Source organism: Candidatus Acididesulfobacter guangdongensis, assembly GCA_004195045.1.
Classification (GTDB): domain Bacteria; phylum SZUA-79; class SZUA-79; order Acidulodesulfobacterales; family Acidulodesulfobacteraceae; genus Acididesulfobacter; species Acididesulfobacter guangdongensis.
In genome coordinates, this window is the sequence record SGBC01000003.1 from 84,791 (window position 1) to 109,846 (window position 25,056).

The following is a 25,056-nucleotide window of genomic DNA, read 5'->3' on the forward strand; positions in this document are numbered from 1 at the left end:
AATCGGCAGAAAGATATTTTAAATATCCGATGCATAATCTTATAACTATATAAATAATAAGTTTAAAAAAGAAACCGGCAATGATATTATAACTGCTGTATAAACTTAAAAAGAAACGAATAATACAAGAAGATGTTATAACTATCCGTACTATATAATTTATAAAAATATATGAATAAATTAAAAAGCGAAAAAAGCGCATATCTGCAGTCTGCGGTAAGTCAGCCGGTAAACTGGTATCCCTGGTGCAATGAAGCGTTTGAAACAGCAAGGGAAAAAAATCTTCCGATTCTAATGGATATCGGTGCCGTATGGTGTCACTGGTGCCATGTAATCGATGAAGAATCCTACGAAGATAAAGAAACTGCCGCTATCATAAATGATAAATTTATTGCAATAAAAGTAGATAAAGACGAGCGTCCGGACATAGACAGCCGGTATCAGAAAGCCGTTACGGCTTTTGCAGGTCAGGGCGGATGGCCTTTGACGGCGTTTCTGACATACGAAGGTTATTTTTTTTATGGAGGCACGTACTTTCCGAAAGAATCAAAATTTGGATTGCCGGCTTTCAAAACAGTATTATTGCAGATTTCAAAATATTATGCTGAAAATGAAAAATCTGTTATTGAACAGAGCAAAGATTTTTATCATGAACTTTTCGATGAAACAAAAGGTTTTGCGGTAAAAAATGTAAATTTGCTTAATCAGGCTAACGATTTAAAGCATATTTTTGCAGGCAATTATAATTTTAGCTTAAAAGATGCGGAAAAAAAGGTTAAAAAACTTGCATCGGACAGCGCTAAAGAATTCTTACTCCATTTTGACAATGAAAACGGCGGACTTGATGAAGCGCCTAAATTTTATTATTTCCCTGTTCTTGAAATGCTGTATTATGATTATTTACTAAATTCTAATAAGGAATCTCTGAGAGCAGGTTTTTTTACTTTGGCTAAAATAGCGCTGGGCGGTGTTTTTGACCAGGTTGAGGGAGGCTTTCACAGATATTCCACCGACAAGAAATGGCTCATTCCGCATTTTGAAAAGTTGGCTTCCGATAATGCTTCAGGTTTAAGAGTTTATATGAAATATTACAGTCTTGTAAAAATATATTCGGGTCTAAGATTAAATTTAAATTTAGATACAGATGAATTTCAATCGCTGCTGCTAAATGTTATAAACAAAACTTTAAACTTTTTAACAGAAAGATTATACGACCGCAGAAACGGAGGGTTTTATTCAAGTATGAGCGCAGATGTTTCAGGAGAGCTTATAACCGATGACGGAAGTTTTTATACATGGACGGAGGAAGAACTTAAAAATACAGTTTATTCAAACGATGCGACTTTAAGTCATAACGAATCAAACATTAACGAAGCAAAGTTTTTTTTAAATTTTAACAAAAATGACGGCATAATGCCTGATGGAAGAAAAGTACTTTATTTTGAGGAAAATGTTTTCAAAAAAGAAAATTACGGTAAAGTAATTTCTTTGATTAATAAATTAAAAGAATCAAGGGATAACAGAAAATTACCGCTTATAGACAAATTAAAATACGCCTCTGTTAACGGCAATATAATATATGCGCTGACGGAAGTCTACAAAATATTTAAAAAAGACAGAGTTGCTAATGCCGACAAGAATAATAATGTTCGGCTAAATGATAACGAAGAAATATCAATGAATAAATTAAAGGAAATAACTGAAAAAAGTATTGCGCCTTTCATTGAATCTTTTGATAAGAACGGCGACATAGGAAGATTTTTAGGCGAATATACCGAATCAAATCTCGAAGATAACAGTTATATGCTGTCGGCTTTAACAGGATTGTATGAAATTACGCTAAAGGAAGAATATTTGACATATGCTAAAAAAATAGGAAATTACATAATAATTAATTTTTACGACGGATATAACGGCGGTTTTTATGACATAAGAAAAACTTCAAAAACTCCGCCGATAGGATTTCTGAATTTTAAAGAAAAATCAATATTGGATTACGGAAGCTATTCTTCTAATGCTTTGGCGCTGCGAGGAATTGCAAAATTATTTCAGTTAACCGGAGATGATGTTTTTGAAAGGGTAGTGTCTGCTTCTGCGGGGTATTTTATTAATTATGCTTCAGTTTATAAACATAATATTGCAGGGTTTATTTCAGGCATTATGGAATATTCCGTTTATAAGAAAAATAATTAAACATAAGTTTTGTTATTTATTTTGTTGTTTTTATTTAAAAGATGCGGTATATGGTATATGCAAATATAACAATGCTAATAAAGCTAATAAAAAAGATATTATCGTAGCAACATTAAATTATGCCAGATATAATATATTCTCCCGGTCCGCGTCCTAAAATGAGCATAAAGAAGAAATTCCTAATTTCTTTTCTTTCCGCTACCGTTATACCTCTGATTATTCTTGCTATTGCCAATACCGTTATATTTAAAACTCAGGCAAAAAAAGATGCTTTATCAAAAGTAAGAATCACTCTGCAAGGCGCCGAAAGAATTTATTATGCTCAGGCAAATCAGCTTAAAAATGCATTTCTTATAAGCAATTATAATCCGTATTTTACAAAATCTTTAATAACTAAAAACAGCCGGTTTCTTAACAGTTTAGTTTATTCTTACAAAACAGCTTTTAATTACGCCGATTTAATTTGCGTGCTTAGCCGGTCAAAGATGATATTAGCTTCAAGCAGGGGCAAAAGCAATATAAAATTAATTTTAAACGGTTTAATAGATAAATCATTCAGCAGAGATACTCCTATTGTAAAAACAGTGTATATTAAAAACTACACACAGAAAAAACTTGGATTAAATTATAATAACATCGGCAGTTCTATAAATAATCTTTTTTTGGTGACGGTTGTTCCTATTACATATAAAGCAAAAGTAGTAGGGGGCATTTTAGGATTTATTAATTTGTATAAAGACGGTTATATTCCCAGAACTATTTATAACGATTATCATATGAATCCGGCAATATTCAGTTCTATTTTTCAGACTCAGACGGCTATTTCTACTATGAATATCCCCGGTAACGTATTTGGCGTCGGTTCTAAACTTCCTTTTTCGATATATAAAAAAATATCTTTCGGTAAAAATTTTATAAATGAAATGAATTATGACGGTAAAAATGTTTTTGTAGCATTTCATCCGATTAAAGATATAAATAATAAAGTCGTAGGTTCCTTAGGTGTTTTGATTTCAAATCATGAATATGCGACTTTATTAAAAAAATCTGCCGTCTATTCAATTTTAATTATTATCTTCGGGCTGCTTATATCTTTAATTATTACCTATTTTGCATCTAAAGATACTTTAAATCCGATATATATGACGCTGGAAGCTATTAAAAAATTTTCATCCGGCGAACTTGACACAAGATTAATAATTAAAACAAATGACGAATTTGAAAAGATAGGTGAAGGTTTTACCGAAATGGCGGTAAACGTTCACGATAGAGAAGAAAGGATGCTTAAATATAATGAGTTTTCCGATTTTTTAACTAAATCGTTGGATTTTAACCATATTTTATCGGGAACATTAGATAAACTTGAAGAACTGACCGATTCAGTTTCAGGAATTATTTACGAGGCTGTGGAAATAGCCGGCAAACCTCGGTTGCTTCCAAAAAAATATTACGGCATAAGAAAATTTGTTGCTAAAGAATTTGATACAGATGAAGGTATTGTGGGAGAATGTCTTACTAAAAAGAAAATTATATGGTTTCACGATATACCGGAAAATGCGATTCTGCTTAAAGAACAGCTTTTGAGCGACGGAGCAAACGGAAAAACTATAGATTACGGTTTTTGCGAGGTTTTTCCAAAGGATATAGTATGGCTTCCGTTATATATAGAATCTTCATCTAAAATTTCAATACCTTTAGGTGTCATTATGCTATCAAGTCTCAAGGGATTTAAAAAGGAAGATATAAGTTTCTTGGAGCATGCCGCAAAAGAGCTTTCTATTACGTTAGATAACGCAAGAATGCATCAGAAATTGGCTAAATTAAGTATCACCGATGAATTGACGGGATTATACAATAGAAGATACTTAAATGAATTTCTGGAAAGGGAGTTTAGTTTAGCTAAAAGACATAACACCAGACTGTCATTATTAATGATGGATATTGACGATTTTAAACATCTGAATGATTTTTACGGTCATCAGCTCGGAGACGAGGTTTTGAGGACGGTAGGGCAGATAATTAATAATAATATAAGGGCAACAGATTTAGGCGCCCGCTACGGCGGAGAAGAATTTACAATAGTGCTTCCGCAAACAGGTTTCGGAGGCAGTTTTGAAGTTGCAAAAAAGATTAAAGAACAATTGTCGCAGCATCAATTTAAAGGGTTAGTTGAAAACATCACTATCTCTATCGGTATTGCTAATTATCCAGAATGCGAAGAGTTTAATCATTTAAATTATGCAAATCATATAAATTATACAGATAAAAGCATTGCCGAAACCGAAACTGATGCGGTGGACAATAATGCTTTAAAAACCGGTAAAACCGATATTCTGATTAACGATGATAGTGCTTTAAGAAGCGGCAGCTTTAGTACTTCGGATAATAGCGCTTTAAGGAGCGCTGATGCTGCGGGCTCTGCAGATAATATTGCAGAAATAAATACAATCGATAAGTTAATCAACATAGCCGATGATTATTTATATGAAGCAAAATCTAACGGAAAAAACAGAATAGCAGGTTCAGATTGCGGAAAAAAAATTATTTTTAAATAATTTTCTTAATAGTTTTTAATTTTATTTATTTAACTTTATATTTATATTTGGTATAATAAAAACATGAATGATAAAAATGCAGATAATAACGAAAACGAAGATAAAAAGACCCCGCTTTACGATAAACACCGTAATCTCGGCGCCAAGATTGTTTCTTTTGCCGGTTTTTCGATGCCCTTATATTATAAAAGTATTATAGATGAACACCTTAACGTCAGAAATAATTCAGGACTTTTTGATATATCGCATATGGGAGAGATTATCGTAAAAGGAAAAGATGCAGGTATATTCTTGGATTATGTTCTTACGGCTGATATATCTTCTATTTTTCCAAATACGATAACGTATTCTCTTATCCTTAATGAAAACGGCGGCGTTATTGATGATTTGACTATTTATAAATTCTCTAATGAAAGTTATATGATTGTGGCTAATGCCGCTAATACCGAAAAGGATTTTGCATGGATTCACACACAAATGCTCAATTTGCAAAAAACAAAAACTGATAACGGTCAGTATATGTTTCAAAATGTAACGGTTGACAATTATAGCGAGAAAATCGGTCTGCTTTCAGTCCAAGGACCGAAATCGCGCAATATAATATATCCGCTGGTTGAAGACGTTTCAGATAATTACGGCAGGAGTGAAAATAATTTTTGCAATATATTTAATTTTCAATATAATATTAAATCTCTAAAAGAACTTAATCATTTTGAATTTAGCTGCGTCAGATTTAAAGAAATAGAAATTGAAGCCGTTATATCGAGAAGCGGATATACAGGCGAATTCGGTTTTGAAATTTTTACCGATGCGGATGACGTCGGCAAATTATGGGATTATATTATTGAGCATAAGGAGCTTTCAAATCTTTTGCCTGTCGGACTTGGAGCGCGGGATACATTAAGATTTGAAGCGGCTTTACCCCTATATGGTCACGAGCTTGACGAGACTATAACCCCATACGATGCTGGATTAGAAAAATATTTATCAAAAAATAAAGATTTTATCGGTAAAGAAGCTCTTGAAAAAATTAAAAATAAAGAAAAAAAACTAATATTTTTTAAACTGGCAGGGAAACAGATTCCAAGACATCTGCAGAGGATACTTGATGAAAATCTTAAACCGATAGGGTGCGTCGCCAGCGGAACGTACAGCCCGTTAAACAAAATGCCGATAGGCAGCGCTTACATTTCAGATTCTAATGTAACCCCTTCGATGTTAAAGAATTTCTATATAGATATAAGGGGTAATTTTGAAAAAGCGGAAGTAGTCATGCCCCCTTTTCATAGAACAAAAAAGTAAATAGCAATAGGAATAAACAAATCAAACAATTAGATTTATAATACAGGATAAAATAAAATAATATTAGAGAAGTTGTGCTGCGGTTGGTACTATCTGCAGGCTATTATATAGATAAGCAAAGTAAAAATTAAAATAATATTAAGGTAACATTTAGATAATATTAAAAAATAATAAATTTTGAAGGAGCTGCAAAAATATGGCGGATAATAGTAAGTTTTATTTTGCAAAATCTCATGAATGGATTAGTCTTGATTCAAACAATGTTTATAATCTCGGCATCTCGGATTTTGCGCAATCAGAATTAGGCGATGTAGTTTATGTTCAGCTTCCCGAAGTAGGAAAGCAATATAAAAAAGATGAAAAAATAGGCGAAATAGAATCCGTCAAGTCTGTTTCGGAAATTTATGCTCCTGCGGATTTAACGATAAAAGGCGTAAATTCCAAACTAAATGAGACTCCGGAATTAATTAACAATGAACCTTTAGGAGAGGGATTTATTGCCCAAATAGAATTAAATAATCCTTCGGATTTGTCGTCTTTAATGGATAAAAATTCCTACGAATCTTTTGTAAAATCAAACCATGAATAGTTTTCGCTATATTCCCGCTTCGAATGAAGAAATAAAAAAAATATATAAATTTATCGGCATTAAAGATAAAAAAGAATTATTTCATAAAATTATAGGCGATATTTCTTTAATCGAGGGAAAAGAACTTGATTTTATGCCTGACCAAATGGATGAATTATCGCTTTATAAGTATTTTTCCGATATAAACGATAAGTTGCGCGGCAGCGGCAGCATACCGGTTTTTGCAGGCGGAGGCATATACGATCATTATGTTCCGTCCGCAGTTGATGCGATAATGTCGAGAGCGGAATTTTATACCCCTTATACACCGTATCAACCTGAAGTCAGCCAGGGAACCTTAATGGCGCTCTTTGAATTTCAATCTATGCTTGCATCAATTTTAGGAATGGATGCCGTTAATGCTTCAATGTATGACGGCGCAGAAAGTTTGGCTGAGGCAGTGCTCATGTCTCTGCGGATTTATCGCCAGAACCGCCAAACCGATTCCGATACCGGCAATAACAAAAAAATTAAGATACTTGTTTCTAAAAGTGTTAATCCGACTTATATAGAAGTTGTTAAAACTTTTATCAAAGATTTAGATATTGTTATAGAATTTATAGATATTGATTCTGAAAAAGGCTATACCGACGCTGCTCTTTTGGCGGAAAAATTACAAGAAAATAAAAATATTTGCGCTTTTATAGTTCAGCAGCCGAATTATTTCGGAATCATAGAAGATTTAGAATTTATTGAAAAGATAGTCCACAGTGAAGAATCAGACTCATCTTTAAAGCCGCATTTGATCGTCTGCTCGTCAGAACCTTTCAGTTTCGGAACGATTGCGCCCCCCGGATTTTATAATGCCGATATTTTTGCAGGGGAAGGAAACAGTTTTGGCAATTATATGAATTTTGGAGGACCGCTGTTAGGTCTTTTTGCCGCAAAGAAAGAATTTATAAGACAAATGCCGGGGAGAATTACAGGCAAGTCTAAAGATAGCAAAAATCAGGACGCATACCTGTTTATTCTTGCAACCAGGGAACAGCACATAAGGAGGCAGGCTGCAACATCTAACATTTGCACAAACAATTCATTGAATGCTTTAAGAGCGGCAGTTTATCTATCTCTGTGCTCTAAAGAAGGGTTTAAAGAAATCTCGCTTCTAAATCTTAAGTTATCTCATATTTTATGCGAAAAACTGATAGATACCGGTTTGTTTTCTCTCAAATATGCAGGAAATTTTTATAATGAATTTGTTATAGAAATAAATAATAAAAAAATGAATGCATCGGTATTTATAAACGAAATGATGAAAAAGGGCATATTAGCCGGTATTTCCTTAGAAGACGGCGGCAATGAAGTTTTAATAGCGGTAACTGAAAAAACAGGTATTAAAGATATAGACAATTACGTTAAGCGTGCAGTTGAAATATTCTCTTGAGCTACTATATAAAATTTTGGAATATTAAAAAAAATAAGGATATACGGTTGTTTATTTTTTGAAGAACAGGTGTTTGCAGCCGATTAACTTTATCGGCTATTTTATAAAATATTTTATATAAATATAAATAGGTGTCTATTCTTAATTTAAAATAATTGAGCTAATTGATAATTGATAATTTGTTTTTAATTGATAATTTAAATAATTAAAATTATGAAAAAATTTCCAGGGTCGAAAGGTCTCGTTTTTAACGAAGATTTATTAATTAATCAAAGTTCAAAAGGACTGAGCGGCATAAGTATGCCTTCAAATAATTTAAGCGGAGCTCATATCGGTAAAACTGCTAAAGATTACATTGACGCAAAATTTTTAAGAAATGAAAAAAAATCTCCGTTACTGCTTCCTGAAGTGTCTGAATCCACGGCTGTAAGACATTTTACGCGTCTTTCAAGCTGGAATATCTGCGTAGATACAGCTTTTTATCCGTTAGGGTCATGTACAATGAAATACAATCCAAAAATTAACGAAACTATAGCCTCTTTAAATAATATAAAAAATTTGCACCCGATGCTGCCGGCAGGCTATATTCAGCCCATTTTGAAAATAATCTATGAATTTAACAGGTTGTTGTGCGGATTAACAGGTTTGGATGAATTTACGTTTAGTCCGCAGGCAGGCGCAGCCGGTGAATTTACAGGCATGAAGATTATTAAAAAATATTTTGAAGTTAAAAATGAGAAAAGAAATATTGTTTTAATTCCTGACAGTTCCCATGGAACTAATCCTGCGAGCAGCTATATAGCAGGCTTTACACCGGTTGAAATTAAAACATTCCTCGCTGATAAACATGACAGCCATGGTACTCGGGAAGAGGCGCAAAGCGCTAAAGACAATGAGTTTGCTAATATAAAAAATAAGCCTAAAGGATATATTAATATAAACGAACTTAAGAAATATATTAACAAAGATGTTGCAGCAATAATGATTACAAATCCGAACACATTCGGATTATTTGAAAAAAATATCAGAGAAGCTGCTGAACTAATGCATAAAAACGGTTCCCTGGTTTACATGGACGGCGCTAATTTTAATGCTTTCATAGGTAATTGCAGAGTTTCAGATTTTGGCGTGGACATACTGCATTTGAATCTGCATAAAACATTTTCTACACCGCATGGCGGAGGAGGTCCTGGAAGCGGACCCGTCGGAGTTAAAGATTTTTTGAAAGAGTTTTTGCCTATTCCATATATCAGCGTTAAGAGACAGGAACCAAACAATAAACAGGCGGCGAATGACGAACAGAGTTATTATTACGAATTAAAAAATGAAAGAAAATATTCAATCGGCAGAATTTCTTCGTTTTACGGAAATTTTGCTGTAATTTTAAGAGCATATTCTTATCTATTGTCACTTGGAAGACAGAATATATCTAAAATTAGCGAGATAGCAATTTTAAACGCAAATTATATGAAAAAGAAACTTAAAGACACTTTTATTGAAAGCGACCCTTTTCCTGAAGAATTATGTATGCATGAGTGTGTTCTGAACGATAATGTTTTTCAATCGGAAGGAATTTCAACTTTAGATTTTGCAAAATCCATTATAGATTACGGTTTTCATCCTCCTACAATATATTTTCCTAAAAATATTCACGGTGCAATTATGATTGAACCAACGGAAACAGAATCAATGAAAACTATGGATAGTTTTATTAACGCTATGAAAGAAATAAAGAAAAAAGGTAATAAATATACTTCAAAATCGCCTAAAAACACTAAGACAGGAAGGCTTAACGAAGTTTTAGCCAATAAAAATCCAATTTTTAAGTAGTGAATTAATGTAGTGTAACTATTTATATTGCAGCGATATAATATAAAAGCAATAAAGTCAATAAAAAATACTGCATTTAATCCTGCAATAGAAAATATTTATGCATTTCTTTGCTCAGGAAAAGGTGTCAGACACCTTTTCCGAATAAATAAAATTATATAACAGGATTAAGTATTGCAGCTCCTGTTGAAAAAAACTGCGGTTTGTGATACAATTAAATACATAATTAATAAACTAACCGACAGATAACTTATTGCAAAAGGAGTATAAATATGGATTTTAAAGAAATTCAGTTTGAAGCCGCCGACGGCGGGGAAATACACGGGTCATTGTTCGGCACATACTCTGATTCAGTTATATTGGCTCACGGTAAAGTTTTCAATAAAGAAAGTTTTTATGATCTTAGCGAAATCCTTCTGAAAAATAAAATTACATCATTGGCATTCGACTTTAGAGGCTATGGATTATCAAAAGCCGGCAGCAGCGGTTTATCCGGTTTAGGAGAAGATGTTATAGGCGCAATAAATTTTATGAAAGCCCAGGATTTTGTTAAAAATATAACATTGCTTGGCGCAAGCATGGGCGGCAATGCGGTGTTAAACGCAGCTAAACTGTACAAACCTGAAGAGATAAAATCTGTTATAGCGCTTTCTTCTACATTTGTGGATGGCGTTAATTTTATAGATATTCCGGTGCATTATCTGGGCTCCGAAGACGAAAAATTTGCCGAAGGAATTAAAAATATGTATGCCAGCACAAAGTCTAAAAAATCTTTGCATCTGTTTAAAGGCGGCACTCACGGTCAAAATATTTTTGCTACGGAATTTAAAGACGAACTAACGGCGACGATTATTTCTTATATTAAAGAATAATATAAGAATGCCCGCTATATTTTTTGTATTTATAGTAATACTTTTTCAAAGAGCAAATACTATGATGGTGCAATCCATCAATCCGCTCTTTGTAAAGTATATATTGCATACTAATCTTGTCTATGTCGGAATAGCTACCGCCGTTTATGCCGCAAGCACTCTTTCTGTCCGCTATATCGTAAGTATTAGAGTAAAGCCCGTCCATATAACAAAATTTATAATTGTCGGAATGATTTTATTTTCTATGACAATGTTGGGATATTTTTTTTCAGATTCGCTTCTCGAATTTTTACTGTTTGTTGTTATTTCAGGGTTTGCTACTGCCATAATAATGCCTTTTCTGCTTTCGTTAGTTAATTTTGTTTCAGATAAAAAAGATATAGAAAAAAATCTAACCATATATTCCTTAATGTTAAGTCTTGCCCTTGTAATAGGACCTGTTCTCGGCACGCTTTTGCTTGCTGTTTTAAATATAAGATATATTTATTTGCTTTTATTTGTATTTGCCGCCGCAGGTGTTTTTTTTGCAATAAAAATCAATAAGACTGCAAAAAATAAAATTAAAGCAAAAATGTGTCAGGACAACAATATAATCTACGGTGAATCTAAACAAAATAATAATGATGATAATATAAATATAGCGCAAAAAATAAAGCAAAAAAAGGATAAGTTAATTTTTAGACTTTTTAAAAATAAAAAATTTCTTGAGGTGATTTTTTATAATACTGTTTTCAGTATATGTTTTGCTTCTATAGTAGCGTTTGGAGGTGTTTACGCACGAAACAATTTTAATGCGCCCTATTTTTTGATAACGTTGTTATTCGCAATATTTTTCATATCTTCGCTGCTAACGCGCATTGCTCTTTTATTTCTTACTAAAAAGGGTAAAATAAAACAAAAAATGAATATAATGAATATTTCAATTTTATTATCTTCGTTATCCTTTGCTGCTATGTTCCTGTCGAATAATATTATTTTTTATGCACTGGCGCTTGTTTTGCTCGGTATACCCCATGCTTTAATTTTTCCAATCGGAACCATGCGAATTTCTGAAGTTGTCGAGGTAAAACAGATTGTAGCCGCTAATACTATATATCAGTCCAATTTTGATATAGGCGGTATTATAGGTCCTTTTTTTCTTGCTTATATAGGAGAGGCATATTCAATAAAATTAGTATTTTTATCGCTTGCCGTTTTTTTAATGCTGGCTTTTATATTAGGACGTATTTTTATGAAATTCATTGACTATGTTCCCAATAATTAACCAAATTGATTAAATTCATCGGTATAAAAATTTTGCTTTTTAATATAATTTAATGTAAAATATTATAGTTTAAATTTATTTTTGTTTTAATTTTTCTTTCAATTTTATTGTCGTTCTAAAGAAAAAAATAAAAGCGGATTATATATTTACTAATAGACTATTCTTTATTTCACTGTTTTATAGCAGGATAAATTTTAAACTAAATTATGAAAGAACTTGACAATTTAAGAAATCAAATAGACGAAATAGATAGGGATATAGTCAATATTCTTAATAAGCGCGGAGAAATAGCCGTTAAAATCGGAGAAATAAAGTCTATACACAATAAAACCTATTACAATCCGTCCAGAGAAAATGAAGTATATGAAAATGTCAGATTATTAAATAAAGGACCTTTGAAAAACGAACACATCGTAAATATTTTCAGGGAAATAATATCGGCATGTATATCTATTGAAGCAAGCATCAAGATAAGCTATTTCGGACCGGAGGGTACGTTTACCCATCTTGCGGCTATCAAACGTTTTGGACAGTCGAGAACACTCATTCCGGTCAAAACAATCGGAAATGTATTTGATAATGTTGTTAAAGGATTATCGGAATACGGAGTCGTACCGGTTGAAAATACGACGGAAGGAATGGTTAACGCGACTCTGGATATGTTTGTGAATTCTAACGTGACAATAATAGGGGAAGAGCTGATTCCTATCAGCCATTTTCTGTATTCTGAAGAAACGGATAAAGAAAAAATTAAAAAAATATACTCACACCCGCAAGCGTTAGCACAATGCAGAAATTTTCTTGAAGAAAATTTTAAAAATGCTGAATTAATAGATTCGTTTTCAACCGCGGATGCCTGTAAAATAGCTGTCAATGAAACCGGTACGGCAGCAATAGCTTCAGAGGCGGCAGGGCGCATATTCGGTCTTAATGCGCTTTTTTCCCACATTGAAGATTTTACCAACAATTATACAAGATTTTTGATAATATCTAAGGGGGAGAGGACCGTTAAAACAAATAACGATAAAACTTCCATATTATTTTCCATAAAAAATTCAGTGGGAGCTTTATATAAGATATTAAAACCTTTCTACGACAATGAAATTAATATTACGAAAATAATTTCCAGACCGTCAAAGAAAACGAACTGGGATTATTTATTTTTTATAGATGTTGATTGCCATGAATCTGAAGAAAGTATAAAAAAAGCAATTGAAAATATTAAGGAATACACTATTTTTGTTAAAATACTCGGTTCTTACGAATACGCAACTATATAAATATAAATGAAACATAGCTAAAAATAATATGACTAAAAATAGATTTAAAGATAAGTTGGAAAATAACGAGTTTGTTTATACATCCGAAGTTTCTCCCGAAAGAGGTACTGATTTATCCAAGATTAAAATTATTCTAAAATCGTTAGAAGACAAAATAACGGCTTTTAATGTCACGGATAATCAGGGAGCTAATATGAAGATGTCTTCTTTAGCCGCTTCCGTATTTATTAAAAGTATCGGAGGAGAACCTATTTTTCAGCAGACGTGCAGAGACAGGAACAGGATGGCTCTTGAATCCGATCTTCTCGGCGCTTCGGCACTTGGAATAAATAATGTTCTTACGCTGACCGGAGACTATATAACTTTTGGAGACCATAAACATGCCAAACCTGTTTACGATATAGATTCCGTTAATTTAATAGAAATTATCAAAGGACTGAACAGCGGACATGATATGAACGGGAATATTTTAAACGGCAAAACCGATTTTTATATAGGTGCGGCTGTTAATCCGGAATCAAACCCTTTAGAACCGCAGCTTATGAAGTTTGAAAAGAAAATCAAAGCAGGATGTAATTTTTTTCAGACGCAGGCAGTTTTTTCCGTTGAAAATTTTGAGAAATTTTATGATTATTATAAAAATTATAACGATATAAAAATTATAGCAGGTATATTTATATTAAAATCGGCAAAAGTGGCAAGATTTATGAATAAGAATATTCCCGGAATATATATACCGCAATCGATTATTGACGAATTAGAAAATTCAAGCAGCCCATTACAGACCGGCATTGAAATATCTGCAAGAATTGCAAAAGGTTTAAAAAATAAAGTAAACGGATTACATATAATGGCTTTTGGAGTAGAAGATTCTATACCTGATTTTTTAAAAAGTTTTAAAGAATAATGTTTTAAAAATTTGATTAAAATTAATTTATAAAAAAAATAATTTCTGCTGAATAATTTACATATTAGCATTGACATTGGATTTTAAATAGGTTATAATTTTTATAACGGTGATGTAAAAATAGAATAAAATAATTATAAATTATAAAATAAGGATATAAATTATGAAAGAAGTCAGAATACACGGAAGAGGCGGGCAAGGTTCTGTAACTATGGCATCTATTCTTGCATTAAGTTTTTTTGATGACGGAAAGTATTGTCAGGCTTTTCCGTCCTTCGGCTCCGAAAGAACCGGCGCGCCGGTTCAGGCTTTTGCGAGAGTGTCCGATAATCCGATTAGGACAAGGCATCAAATTTACGACCCTGACTATGTTGTAGTTCAGGATGTTACTTTGATAGCTTCTGTGCCGGTCGCCAAAGGACTTAAGGACAGCGGAAAATTGATAATAAATACTGAAACAGATTTAAAAGAAATTATTAAAAATTTTGGCGATAATAAAATAAACGAGTCAAGTATTATATTGTTTCCGGCTTTAAAAATAGCAATGAAAATATTGGGCAAACCGATAGTCAATACCACTCTTCTCGGTGCTTTTTCTGCTATTACCGGTGAAGTTTCTATTGATTCTGTCAAAAAAGAAATAGAAGCAAGATTTGGTTCAAAGTTAGGGAAAATTAACGCCGATGCTGCTCAGGCTGCGTACGATTACATTAAAGGAGAGAAAATTGGACTTTAAATTAGGCATTATAGCCAGACCGGGGTCTGCACTTTCAAATAAAACAGGGTCGTTCAGGAGTGAAATTCCTGTTTTTAAACATGAAAAATGTACAGGATGCGATCTATGTATATATTATTGTCCGGAGGGTGTAGTTTTTGGCGATAAAAAGACAAAAACCTATAGTTTTGATGATGATTATTGCAAAGGATGCGGAATTTGCGCTGAGGAATGCCCTGTTGACGATATTGAGATGTTCCTTGTAGAAAAATAATTATATACTTAATTATATACTTATCATAATAAAAGCTTAATATTGTTTCTTGCTCATTATAAACTAATCATCGGTTAATTACTTATTTGTATATGCAGTTAGTTAATTGGCTAACCGACTAACTAAATTGTTAATTGACCGTTACTATATTATTTAAAATTTAAAAATGGTGAAATAATTATGAAAAAAGTTCTGGAAGGTTCGATGGCAATTTCAGATAGCATTAGAATGACCGAACCAAAAGTAATTTCTGCCTATCCGATTACTCCGCAAACTCATATAGTCGAGCATCTTTCTCAAATGGTTGCAGACGGAGATTTAAAAGCCGATTATGTTATGGTAGAGAGCGAACATTCGGCTGCTTCCGTTGTTTTAGGCGCCAGCGCATGCGGCGTAAGAACTTATACTGCCACGGCATCGCAAGGTTTGCTATATATGGGAGAGGTTATTTATAACATTGCAGGTATGCGCCTGCCTGTTGTTTTAACCGTTGCCAATAGAGCCGTATCGGCTCCTATCAGTATATGGAACGATATGCAGGATTCTATGGCATTGCGTGACTCTGGAGCAATTCAGTTAGTTGCGGAAAACAATCAAGAAGCCTATGATATGCATATTCAAGCGTATAAAATTGCTGAAAATCCTAATGTCATGCTTCCCGTTATGGTGTGCGTTGACGGTTTCGTATTGACTCATACCTTTGAAGTTGTCGAAACTATTGACCATATTGAAAAAGTTAGGGAATATTTGCCGCCGTTAAATATGAAGTACACGCTTGACGTGAATAATCCATTTTCTTTCGGCACTGTCGGAGAGCCTTCGGTATATCTTGAAACAAGGTACAGGCTTTCAAACGCTATAAATAATTCTAAAAGCGTTATAGTTGATGCTGCAAATGATTATAAAGAAATGTTTGGAAAATATGAAGGTGCGCTTATAGACCCCTATAAAATGGATGATGCCGACACGGTCATCGTTGCTATGGGTTCGGTTCTCGGCACTATAAAAGATGTTGTGGATGAATTAAGAGAGTCCGGCAAAAAAATAGGCGTTCTTAAAATAAGGTCGTTCAGACCTTTTCCCACAGATGAAATTGTTAATGCATTAAAAAATATTAAAAATGCTATTGTTATCGAAAAAGCGGTATCCCTCGGAAAAGGCGGAATATTGTCCTGTGAAATCAGGGACGCTTTATACCAGCACAGAATTAATTCAGTTAATGTGAATGGTTACGTAATGGGACTTGGAGGAAGGGATATAACGCCAAAAAACATATACGACCTCATAATTAAAGCTGAAAAAGAAGAAGATGTAGATGGTGAGTTTTTTGGCTTAAATAATGAATTATTAAACAAAGTTTTTTAAATTTAAATAAATTTTAAACTGTTTGCGGCAAAATTCATAAAAAATGGTTAACGATGTGTTTTTGTATTATATCTTTGCTGAAATTAAAATTAATAATGAGGTATATAAATTATGCTAACAAATATTCTAACAAAAGAAGATACGCATAAACAGCTGTTTACAATGGGTCATACGGGATGTTCCGGATGCGCACAGTCAATGGCTGTAAAACTTATTATGCAGGTTCTTGGAAAAAATACTATTGCAACATCGGCTACAGGCTGTTTAGAAGTTTTTTCTACAAAGTTTCCCGAATCGTCGTGGAATATTCCATGGATTCACTCTTTGTTCGAAAATTCAGCCGCCGTTGCTTCAGGAATTGAAGCTGCATTGCAGATTACCGGTAAAAAAGAAGGCACAACCGTATTGTCGCAAGCCGGCGACGGCGGTACTGCAGATATTGGTCTTCAAGCTCTTAGCGGAATGTTTGAAAGAGGACATGATGTACTTTATGTCTGTTATGATAATGGGGCATATATGAATACCGGATATCAGAGAAGCGGTTTAACGCCATATGACTCTTTTACTACAACAAGCCCTTCAGGCAAAATATCTTTTGGCAATAACAGACCTAAAAAATATATGCCGGAAATAGCTATGGCACATAAAATACCGTATACCGCCGTTGCTTCGGCCGGATATCCTATAGATTTGCAAAAAAAAGTAAAAAAAACCTTATCTATAAAAGGTCCTAAATATTTACAGGTAGATGTTCCTTGTGTTCCGGGTTGGAAATATGAACCCAGATATTCGATTAAAATAGCTCAGCTTGCAGTTCAAAGCGGTCTTTATCCGTTATTTGAAGCTGAATACGGTAAAATTACTTCCGTAAAAAAAATCAGCAAGAGAGTCCCTGTTGAAGAATATCTTAAGCTTCAGGGAAGGTTTAAACATTTATTTAAAAATGAAGCAGGCAAGGCTGAAATTGAAAAAATCCAAAAAATTGCCGATGAAAATATCGAACAGTACGGTTTGCTTTGATGTCCGACAAAGATAGCTGTATTGCAGACTTTGAAGATAAAATTATTGACGGCAGAAAAATTGCTGCCCATATAGAGTCATCTTTAAAGGAAAAAGTTGATTGTTTAAAAAATAACGGGATTATCCCCTGTATATACGTTATACTTATAGGGGATGACCCCGCTTCCGTTATATATGTCAGGAATAAAGAAAACGCTGCAAATAGATGCGGCATAATGTCAAAAAAGATTATTCTTCCCGTTAATATTTCAGAAAGCGAATTATTAAATAGAATAAATGAATTAAACGACGATTCGCTGGTTCATGGAATACTGGTCCAACTTCCTATCCCTTTACACATAGACGAAAATAAAATAATGGAAGCAATTTCCCCTAATAAAGATGTTGATGGATTTCATCCGTTTAACGAGGGGAAAATATTTACCGGAGATTCAAGTTTTTACCCGTGCACGCCTTTCGGTATTATAAAAATGCTTGATTATTCAAATATAGAATTAAAAGGCAAAAATGTTGTCATAATAGGTCAAAGTATTATTGTGGGAAAGCCGCTGTCTATTATGCTTATGAACAGAAATGCGACGGTTAGCGTTCTTAATATTCATACAAATAATATAAAATGCTGGACTAAAATGGCTGATGTTCTAATTTCCGCTACTGGCAAGGCGCATCTCATAGACGAAAGTTTTGTGAAAGACGGCTGCGTGGTTGTCGACGTCGGTATCTCCAAACTGAACGGTAAAATATGCGGCGATGTTAATTTTAACAGTGTTATCAAGAAGGTATCAAAAATAACGCCGGTTCCCGGCGGAGTAGGACCCGTGACAGTAGCGGTACTTATGGAAAATACCGTTAATGCCGCTTTGCAATTTTTATCAAATAATTAAAGTTAAATAGTAAAATGATTTAGCGCCTCAAGCAAAACTGTTTTATATTTAAGTATAAAGCCAATTACATATGATAGTAACAAAACAGAAAACATTAGAAAATATTATTAAAAAAATTAAAGGCTCTACTTTTATATTCGGTTGCGGAATATGTTCCGATACGTCAAGAACGGGCGGACCCAAAGAAGTTGAAGCTATGAGAAAAATTTTAGAAGATAATAATATTAAAGTCACCGGTACCTATATTATTGACGCAATGTGCCACCTGCAAAAAGTTAAAAAAGCGGTGAGAGATAACGAAGAAAGTATAAAATTGTCGGAATCTGTTCTGGTTCTGTCATGCGGCAGCGGGGTTCAGTCCGCAGTCAGTTCGCTTAGTTCAATAGATAAGACTAAGAAAGTTATTTCAGGCGTAGATACGATGTTTATCGGAAATATAGAATCATTGTCGTCGCTGAAAGAGATGTGTTCTTTATGCGGAGAATGCGTTTTAAATGAAACAGCCGGAATCTGTCCCGTTACATTATGCCCTAAAGGACTTTTAAACGGTCCTTGCGGAGGGATGAAAAATTATAAGTGCGAAGTTGATGAAAATTTGGATTGCGCCTGGGTTAAAATTTATGAAAGGTCAATAATTCAAAATTCTTTAGAAGATATAAAAAAAATTGCTTCTCCAAAAGACTATTCTGTGAAACAGCCTGTCGGAGCGATTAAGTTTAAGGGTTCGCATTAATTCGTTATGTATTATAAATAATTTTAATTTTTGTCAAAAAAAAGGATATTTATTAATATGTCTTTTGACATTAAAGCCCCGGACTATATATATAAAATTGAGCCCTACATTCCCGGAAAGCCGATAGAAGAAGTAGAACGGGAAAGAGGCATTAAGGATATTGTCAAACTTGCATCCAATGAAAATCCGCTCGGACCTTCTCCGTCTGCAGTTAAAGCTATCAGGAAACATTTGAAAAATTTAAATAGATACCCTGACGGTTCGGGATTTTATTTAAAAACAGACTTAAGCGAATATTTTAACTTAGAACAGGATAATTTTATACTCGGAAACGGTTCAAACGAACTTATAGATATTGCGGTAAGAACATTTTGCTTTAACGACGAAAATGTCGTTGCGCCTTTTCCGTCGTTTGTCGCTTATTATCTCGCGGCGGAGCAGCTCGGTATAAAATTAAAAATTTCAAAGTTATCAGCTGACTATAAACTTGATTTAAATTCAATGCTGACATTAGTTGACGATAAAACAAAAATAATCTTTGTGTCTAACCCTAATAATCCTACAGGTACATTTTATAAAGCAAAAGAAATATTAAAATTCATTAATAATATAAGAAAGGATATATTGGTTATCATTGACGAGGCTTATATAGAATATATCGCCGGCGAATCTGTATTAGATTTGATTTCTATTAAAGAATATAGCAATATTCTTGTATTGAGAACATTTTCAAAGGCATATGGTCTTGCAGGATTAAGAATAGGCTACGGTATTGCATGCAATGAGCTGCTGTCGCTTATGGATAGAGTCAGAGAGCCTTTTAACGTAAATTCTTTAGGATTGGAAGCGGGACGGGCAGCCTTAAAAGATAAAGAATTTATTAAAAAAGTTATAGAATCCAATGAAACTGAAAAAAAATATCTTTACAATGCTTTTAAAATACTAAATATAAATTATATTGAAACCGGCGCCAATTTTATTCTTATTGATTTAAAAGATAAAAAAGCCGTTGATATTAATGAAAAATTATTGAATAAAGGCGTAATCGTCAGACCAATGAACAGATTCGGCTATGAAAATATGCTAAGAATAACGGTAGGCAGACATAATGAAAACTTGAAATTGATAAATGCCCTGAAAGAAGTTATAATAAAATAATTTATTGAAGTTTATCTCAATATGTAATATGATAAATAGAGCGCAAGTTGTTTGTTTGATATACAATGTATATTAATTAGCTGCAGTTTGATATTTATAATTTTATATAATTGTATATATAAAATAATTTGACAGATAATATACGGAAGAGAATAAATAAAATCTTAAATATATTAAGGAGATAACGTGATTTTAGTGCTTAAAAAAAATACAACGGAAAATGAATTTAATTATATATTAAAAAAGATTGAATCAGCAGGGTTAAAACCGCACATTTCAAAGGGGGAAGAGGTTACTATAATAGGCTGCATAGGTGTTGAAGATGCCGTTAAAGATTTTTTCAGTGAGGCGAAGGCTTTACCAGGTGTTGACAAAGCTATACGAATTACAAAACCCTATAAATTAGCTTCTAAAGAAATAGGCAAAGAAAAAACAGTTATTAAGGTAGGCGATAATGTAGCTTTCGGTTCTGAAAAAATAGTTCTCATAGCAGGTCCTTGCGCTATTGAATCACTTGAAGGTCTTATAGGAATAGCCGAACACGTCAAAGAAGCCGGCGCTGCAGTATTAAGGGGGGGCGCTTTTAAACCGAGGACCAGCCCTTACAGCTTTCAGGGATTAGGCGAAGAAGGACTTAAGTATATGCAGAAAGCTAAAGAAAAGACAGGTATGCTGATTGCAACCGAAGTTATGGACCCTAGAGACTTGGATCTTATATGTTCTTACGCTGATATATTGCAGATAGGCGCAAGGAATATGCAAAATTTCAGACTTCTTCAAGAAGTAGGAAAAGTCAAAAAGCCGGTTATATTAAAACGAGGGTTGTGTTCTACTATTCAGGAATTTTTAATGTCTGCAGAATATATCATGTCCAACGGCAATGAAGAGGTTATACTCTGTGAAAGAGGCATAAGAACCTATGAAACCGCAACGAGAAATACTTTAGACCTAAGCGCTATTCCGGTATTAAAACAACTTTCGCATTTACCGGTTATAGTTGACCCATCGCACGCGGCAGGAACTTGGCAGTATGTCGGACCTCTTTCTTTAGCCGCAATTGCCGTAGGCGCCGACGGTCTCATGATTGAAGTACATCCTGTTCCTGAAGAAGCTTTTTCCGACGGAGCTCAATCTTTAAAATATGACACTTTTCAGGATATTATAACTAAAGGCAGAAAAGTTGCAGCGGCTGTTGGAAGAAGTATATAATATACAATATTATACAATATTTCGCATATAGCATAAAACAATAATATATAAAATATTACAATATCTGGCATATAAATATAAATATGTAAGCAATGATTCATGGCGGCGATATTGTCTTAGAAATTAAAGCGGCTAAACTAATCATTAATGTTTAAAGAAATTACTATAATCGGTTTGGGATTTATGGGCGCTTCCTTGGCAGGCGCTTTAAAATCTCTGAAACCCGATATCTTTATTAACGGTCTCGATGTAAATCAAAAAAATATTGATTTTTGTTTTAAAAATAACTTTATTGATAGAGCAGTATTGCTTAATAACATACCTTCCGCATATAATCCGAAACAGTCAGACATTACAGTTTTATGCATTCCGCCTAAAATAATTTTAAATTTTTTGTCCGTTCATAAAAATTTTCTTTCTCAATTTCAATTGATTACGGATATAGGAAGTATAAAAAAAGAAATTGTTTCTACCGCAAAAAGCATAGGATTAAATAATTTTGCAGGTTCGCATCCTATGTGCGGTTCTGATAAAAGCGGAGCGGAAAATGCAGATATAAATATGTTTCATGGCAAAACATGCATTGTAATCAGAGAAAATAATTTAAATAAAAATTCTAATGACGATGATATTCGTAATAATAACGCATCAAATAATTTTTCTGATTTAGAAACAAAAATAAATAATTACAATTATTGTGATTTAAATTTTATAGAAAAGATTACTTTATTCTGGGAAGCGTTAGGAATGGAAATTGTATATGCCGATGCGTGTTTTCATGACTATATGGTAGGGTATTCCAGTCATTTACCGCATATTGTTTCTTTCTGTCTCAGTAAAACAGTGCTGGATGCCGCAGATGCAAACCAAACTTTAAATTCTTTAAAATATATAGCTTCCGGTTTTAAAGATACGACGAGGATTGCCGCATCTTCAGAAAATATCTGGACTGATATTTTTTTATTAAACGCAGATAATTTAATCTCATCATTAGATAATTATATAAATAATCTTAATAAATTTAGAGTCTTGCTGAAAAATAGCGATGAAAATGCTCTCAGCACGCTAATTGCCGAAATATCTAAGCAAAGAAAAATGCTGAACTGACTATTTAAAAAAAATTATGTCTGGAGGAAATTTGATTAAATTATCTACCGATGCAAATAGTGTATTAGTTAAAGGATTAGATAAACCGCTAAAATCGGAAATAACCGTTCCTGCAGATAAATCAATTTCGCATAGAGCAGTAATGCTTGGTTCGATTGCAAACGGAAATTCGATTGTCGGCAGGCTTTCAGTATCGCGTGACAATCTCGCTACCGTTGCAGCATTCAGAAAACTCGGCATAAGAATAGAAACGACTAAGGAAAATAAAATAAAAGTTCACGGCAACGGTCTGTTTGGACTGAAAGAGCCGCAAAGCGTAATAAACACATATAACTCAGGTACGCTGACAAGGCTTATCGCAGGTATTTTAGCGGGAAACGATTTTTTTTCTGTGCTGTCCGGCGACAAATATTTGAATTCGCGTCCTATGGCAAGGATAATAGACCCTTTGTCGCTTATGGGCGCTAAAATTTTCGGCAGAAAAAATAATTATCCGCCATTATCTATAATAGGTTCAAAATTAAATCCTATTTACTATGATGTGCCGATTCCCAGCGCGCAGGTCAAATCATGTCTAATTTTTGCAGGATTATATGCGGACGGAAACACCGTCATTTATGAAAAAAATAAAACAAGAGACCACACTGAAAAATTTTTATCGCTTCAAGATTATCCGTTTACGGAAGAAGATACGGCTGACGGCGGAAATATAATAAATGTAAAAGGCGGCGGAGAGTTAAAGCCTTTTAATATCGAAATTCCGGGAGATTTCAGCAGCGCTGCTTTTTTTATTGCCCTTGGACTTCTATTGAAAGATTCTGAAATAACTATAAAAGATGTGCTTTTAAACGATAGAAGGGTTGGACTTATTAATATCCTGAAAAGAATGCATGCAAATGTTGAAATAATTGATTATAAGGAAGATTTTGAGAAAGTCGGAACAATTAAAGCGTCATATTCTAAGCTTTCGGCAATAAGTATAACCGAGGAAGACGTTCCGGATATGATTGATGAATTTCCTATATTTGCGGTAATAGCGTCTTTTGCCGAAGGCATCACCGCTGTTCGCGGCGCTAAAGAATTGCGTGTAAAAGAAACGGACAGAATAAAAGCTATAGCGGCTAATTTAAATAAATTCGGCATTAAATCCAAAGAATATGATGACGGGTTTGAAATAGAAGGCAATCCTGATTATTCAGGACAACTATATAAGTTCAATAATTCCGAGCGAAAGCCTGCCCTTATAAATAAGTCAAATAATTTTGCGGGGTTAGACAATTTGACCGAAAAAGAAGACGCCGCCGGCTTTTATATTAAATCTTACGGCGACCATAGAATAGCCATGTCTATGATAATCTTGGCTCTTTTATTAAAAAACAAAGAAACGGAAGTTAAGGATGTTAGATGTATAAATACGTCATTTCCTAATTTTTTTAATATATTAAACAATATTATTGATTAATTTTTAATAATGAAAATAACGGTAGCTCCGAGCGCAGGTTTTTGTTTCGGCGTAAAAAGAGCAATAAATCTTGCAATAGACAGCGCATCAAAGTTCGATTCCGAATTAAATACGCTTGGACCTATTATACATAACCCTCAAGTCGTCAGCCAGTTAAAAGACAAAAAAATATTTCCGGTAGATACCGTAGATGAAATTAAATCAGATAAAGTTATAATAAGGTCTCACGGCATTAAATCTGACGTCGAAGATAAAATTTTACAAAAAAATATTACTATAATCGACGCAACATGCCCATTTGTAAAAAGGTCACAGGAATATATAAAAAAAGCCTTTCAGGAAGGTTATTTTATAATAATGGTCGGGGACGACAAGCATCCCGAAGTTCAAAGCGTTATAAGTTTTGCAGATTCTGCAAGGTATAAAGTCGTAAACAGAATAGAAGAGCTTGAGCAGATAAAATTTAATGAAAAGATAGCGCTTATTTCACAAACAACGCAGGATATTAATTTTTATCTGTCTATAATTTGCGAGGTATTTAAAAAAACAAGTAAAGAGATTATAGTTTTTAATACTATTTGCGATGCTACAAAACTTAAACAGGAAGAAGCTGCCCTGCTTTCTTCAGAATCCGACATAATGATAGTAGTAGGAGGATATAATAGCGCTAACACGAATAAACTTAAAAATATCTGCAAGAAAATTCAAAATAATACATATCATATTGAAACTGAAGCGGAGCTTGAATCTAAATGGTTTAAGAACGCTGAAAATATCGGAATTACAGCAGGAGCTTCCACTCCGGATTGGATTATAGAAAAGGTTGTTGAAAAAATACGAAGTTTTGATGTATTATAATTAAAAATAAAATATTTGCTAAATTATTAAAGGTGTGATAGATTAGATTTATTAAT

General features: G+C 33.5%; 21 protein-coding genes. All 21 read left to right on the top strand.

Going from position 1 to position 25,056, the window contains the following annotated elements:
- The first annotated feature begins 171 nt into the window (after positions 1-171).
- The 21 genes from EVJ46_06800 to EVJ46_06900 all read left to right on the top strand — a co-directional run bounded on the left by EVJ46_06800 (position 172) and on the right by EVJ46_06900 (position 25,000).
- Entirely contained in the window at positions 172-2,193 is a 2,022-nt protein-coding gene (locus tag EVJ46_06800; protein ID RZD15900.1) for a thioredoxin domain-containing protein, read from the top strand.
- Positions 2,194-2,312: 119 nt separating this feature from the next.
- A complete protein-coding gene (locus EVJ46_06805) occupies positions 2,313-4,748 on the top strand; it encodes a diguanylate cyclase (protein RZD15901.1) in 2,436 nt (811 codons plus the stop codon).
- Positions 4,749-4,811: 63 nt separating this feature from the next.
- Positions 4,812-6,050, top strand: a complete 1,239-nt coding sequence (gene gcvT, locus EVJ46_06810) for a glycine cleavage system aminomethyltransferase GcvT (GenBank protein ID RZD15902.1) — start codon at positions 4,812-4,814, stop codon at positions 6,048-6,050.
- A gap of 196 nt (positions 6,051-6,246) precedes the next feature.
- On the top strand, positions 6,247-6,639 hold the full coding sequence (gene gcvH / locus EVJ46_06815; GenBank protein RZD15903.1) for a glycine cleavage system protein GcvH: 393 nt from the start codon (positions 6,247-6,249) through the stop codon (positions 6,637-6,639).
- Positions 6,632-8,062, top strand: a complete 1,431-nt coding sequence (locus EVJ46_06820) for an aminomethyl-transferring glycine dehydrogenase subunit GcvPA (GenBank protein ID RZD15904.1) — start codon at positions 6,632-6,634, stop codon at positions 8,060-8,062. The genes gcvH and EVJ46_06820 overlap by 8 nt, the downstream gene beginning before the upstream one ends.
- Before the next feature lie 213 nt (positions 8,063-8,275).
- Positions 8,276-9,892, top strand: coding sequence for an aminotransferase class V-fold PLP-dependent enzyme (locus EVJ46_06825; GenBank protein ID RZD15905.1), 1,617 nt, complete (start codon positions 8,276-8,278; stop codon positions 9,890-9,892).
- Positions 9,893-10,164: 272 nt separating this feature from the next.
- Positions 10,165-10,764, top strand: coding sequence for an alpha/beta fold hydrolase (locus EVJ46_06830; protein ID RZD15906.1), 600 nt, complete (start codon positions 10,165-10,167; stop codon positions 10,762-10,764).
- A 7-nt stretch (positions 10,765-10,771) separates the two neighbouring features.
- On the top strand, positions 10,772-12,028 hold the full coding sequence (locus EVJ46_06835; protein RZD15907.1) for an MFS transporter: 1,257 nt from the start codon (positions 10,772-10,774) through the stop codon (positions 12,026-12,028).
- Positions 12,029-12,234: 206 nt separating this feature from the next.
- Complete coding sequence (gene pheA, locus EVJ46_06840; protein RZD15908.1) at positions 12,235-13,308, top strand: prephenate dehydratase; 1,074 nt, start codon at positions 12,235-12,237, stop codon at positions 13,306-13,308.
- A gap of 28 nt (positions 13,309-13,336) precedes the next feature.
- Entirely contained in the window at positions 13,337-14,215 is an 879-nt protein-coding gene (locus tag EVJ46_06845) for a 5,10-methylenetetrahydrofolate reductase (GenBank protein RZD15909.1), read from the top strand.
- 163 nt (positions 14,216-14,378) lie between these two features.
- A complete protein-coding gene (locus EVJ46_06850; GenBank protein ID RZD15910.1) occupies positions 14,379-14,951 on the top strand; it encodes a pyruvate ferredoxin oxidoreductase subunit gamma in 573 nt (190 codons plus the stop codon).
- A complete protein-coding gene (locus EVJ46_06855; protein ID RZD15911.1) occupies positions 14,941-15,204 on the top strand; it encodes a 4Fe-4S dicluster domain-containing protein in 264 nt (87 codons plus the stop codon). Before EVJ46_06850 ends, EVJ46_06855 begins: the two co-directional genes overlap by 11 nt.
- A gap of 180 nt (positions 15,205-15,384) precedes the next feature.
- Positions 15,385-16,569 carry a pyruvate ferredoxin oxidoreductase gene (gene porA, locus EVJ46_06860; GenBank protein ID RZD15912.1) on the top strand — a complete coding sequence of 395 codons (1,185 nt, stop codon included), beginning with the start codon at positions 15,385-15,387 and terminating at the stop codon, positions 16,567-16,569.
- A 111-nt stretch (positions 16,570-16,680) separates the two neighbouring features.
- On the top strand, positions 16,681-17,589 hold the full coding sequence (locus tag EVJ46_06865) for a pyruvate ferredoxin oxidoreductase (GenBank protein ID RZD15913.1): 909 nt from the start codon (positions 16,681-16,683) through the stop codon (positions 17,587-17,589).
- Positions 17,589-18,473: a bifunctional 5,10-methylene-tetrahydrofolate dehydrogenase/5,10-methylene-tetrahydrofolate cyclohydrolase gene (locus EVJ46_06870; GenBank protein ID RZD15914.1), complete on the top strand. Its 885-nt coding sequence runs from the start codon at positions 17,589-17,591 to the stop codon at positions 18,471-18,473. The genes EVJ46_06865 and EVJ46_06870 overlap by 1 nt, the downstream gene beginning before the upstream one ends.
- A 70-nt stretch (positions 18,474-18,543) precedes the next feature.
- A complete protein-coding gene (locus EVJ46_06875; GenBank protein RZD15915.1) occupies positions 18,544-19,206 on the top strand; it encodes a 5,10-methylenetetrahydrofolate reductase in 663 nt (220 codons plus the stop codon).
- A 57-nt stretch (positions 19,207-19,263) separates the two neighbouring features.
- On the top strand, positions 19,264-20,364 hold the full coding sequence (locus EVJ46_06880) for a histidinol-phosphate transaminase (protein RZD15916.1): 1,101 nt from the start codon (positions 19,264-19,266) through the stop codon (positions 20,362-20,364).
- Positions 20,365-20,550: 186 nt separating this feature from the next.
- Complete coding sequence (gene aroF / locus EVJ46_06885) at positions 20,551-21,573, top strand: 3-deoxy-7-phosphoheptulonate synthase (protein ID RZD15917.1); 1,023 nt, start codon at positions 20,551-20,553, stop codon at positions 21,571-21,573.
- 147 nt (positions 21,574-21,720) lie between these two features.
- Positions 21,721-22,680 carry a prephenate dehydrogenase/arogenate dehydrogenase family protein gene (locus tag EVJ46_06890; protein ID RZD15918.1) on the top strand — a complete coding sequence of 320 codons (960 nt, stop codon included), beginning with the start codon at positions 21,721-21,723 and terminating at the stop codon, positions 22,678-22,680.
- A gap of 16 nt (positions 22,681-22,696) precedes the next feature.
- The gene (gene aroA / locus EVJ46_06895; GenBank protein ID RZD15919.1) at positions 22,697-24,142 is read left to right on the top strand and encodes a 3-phosphoshikimate 1-carboxyvinyltransferase; all 1,446 of its coding nucleotides are present in this window, start codon (positions 22,697-22,699) and stop codon (positions 24,140-24,142) included.
- Between the two features lie 9 nt (positions 24,143-24,151).
- Positions 24,152-25,000 carry a 4-hydroxy-3-methylbut-2-enyl diphosphate reductase gene (locus EVJ46_06900; protein ID RZD15920.1) on the top strand — a complete coding sequence of 283 codons (849 nt, stop codon included), beginning with the start codon at positions 24,152-24,154 and terminating at the stop codon, positions 24,998-25,000.
- Positions 25,001-25,056 lie beyond the last annotated feature (56 nt).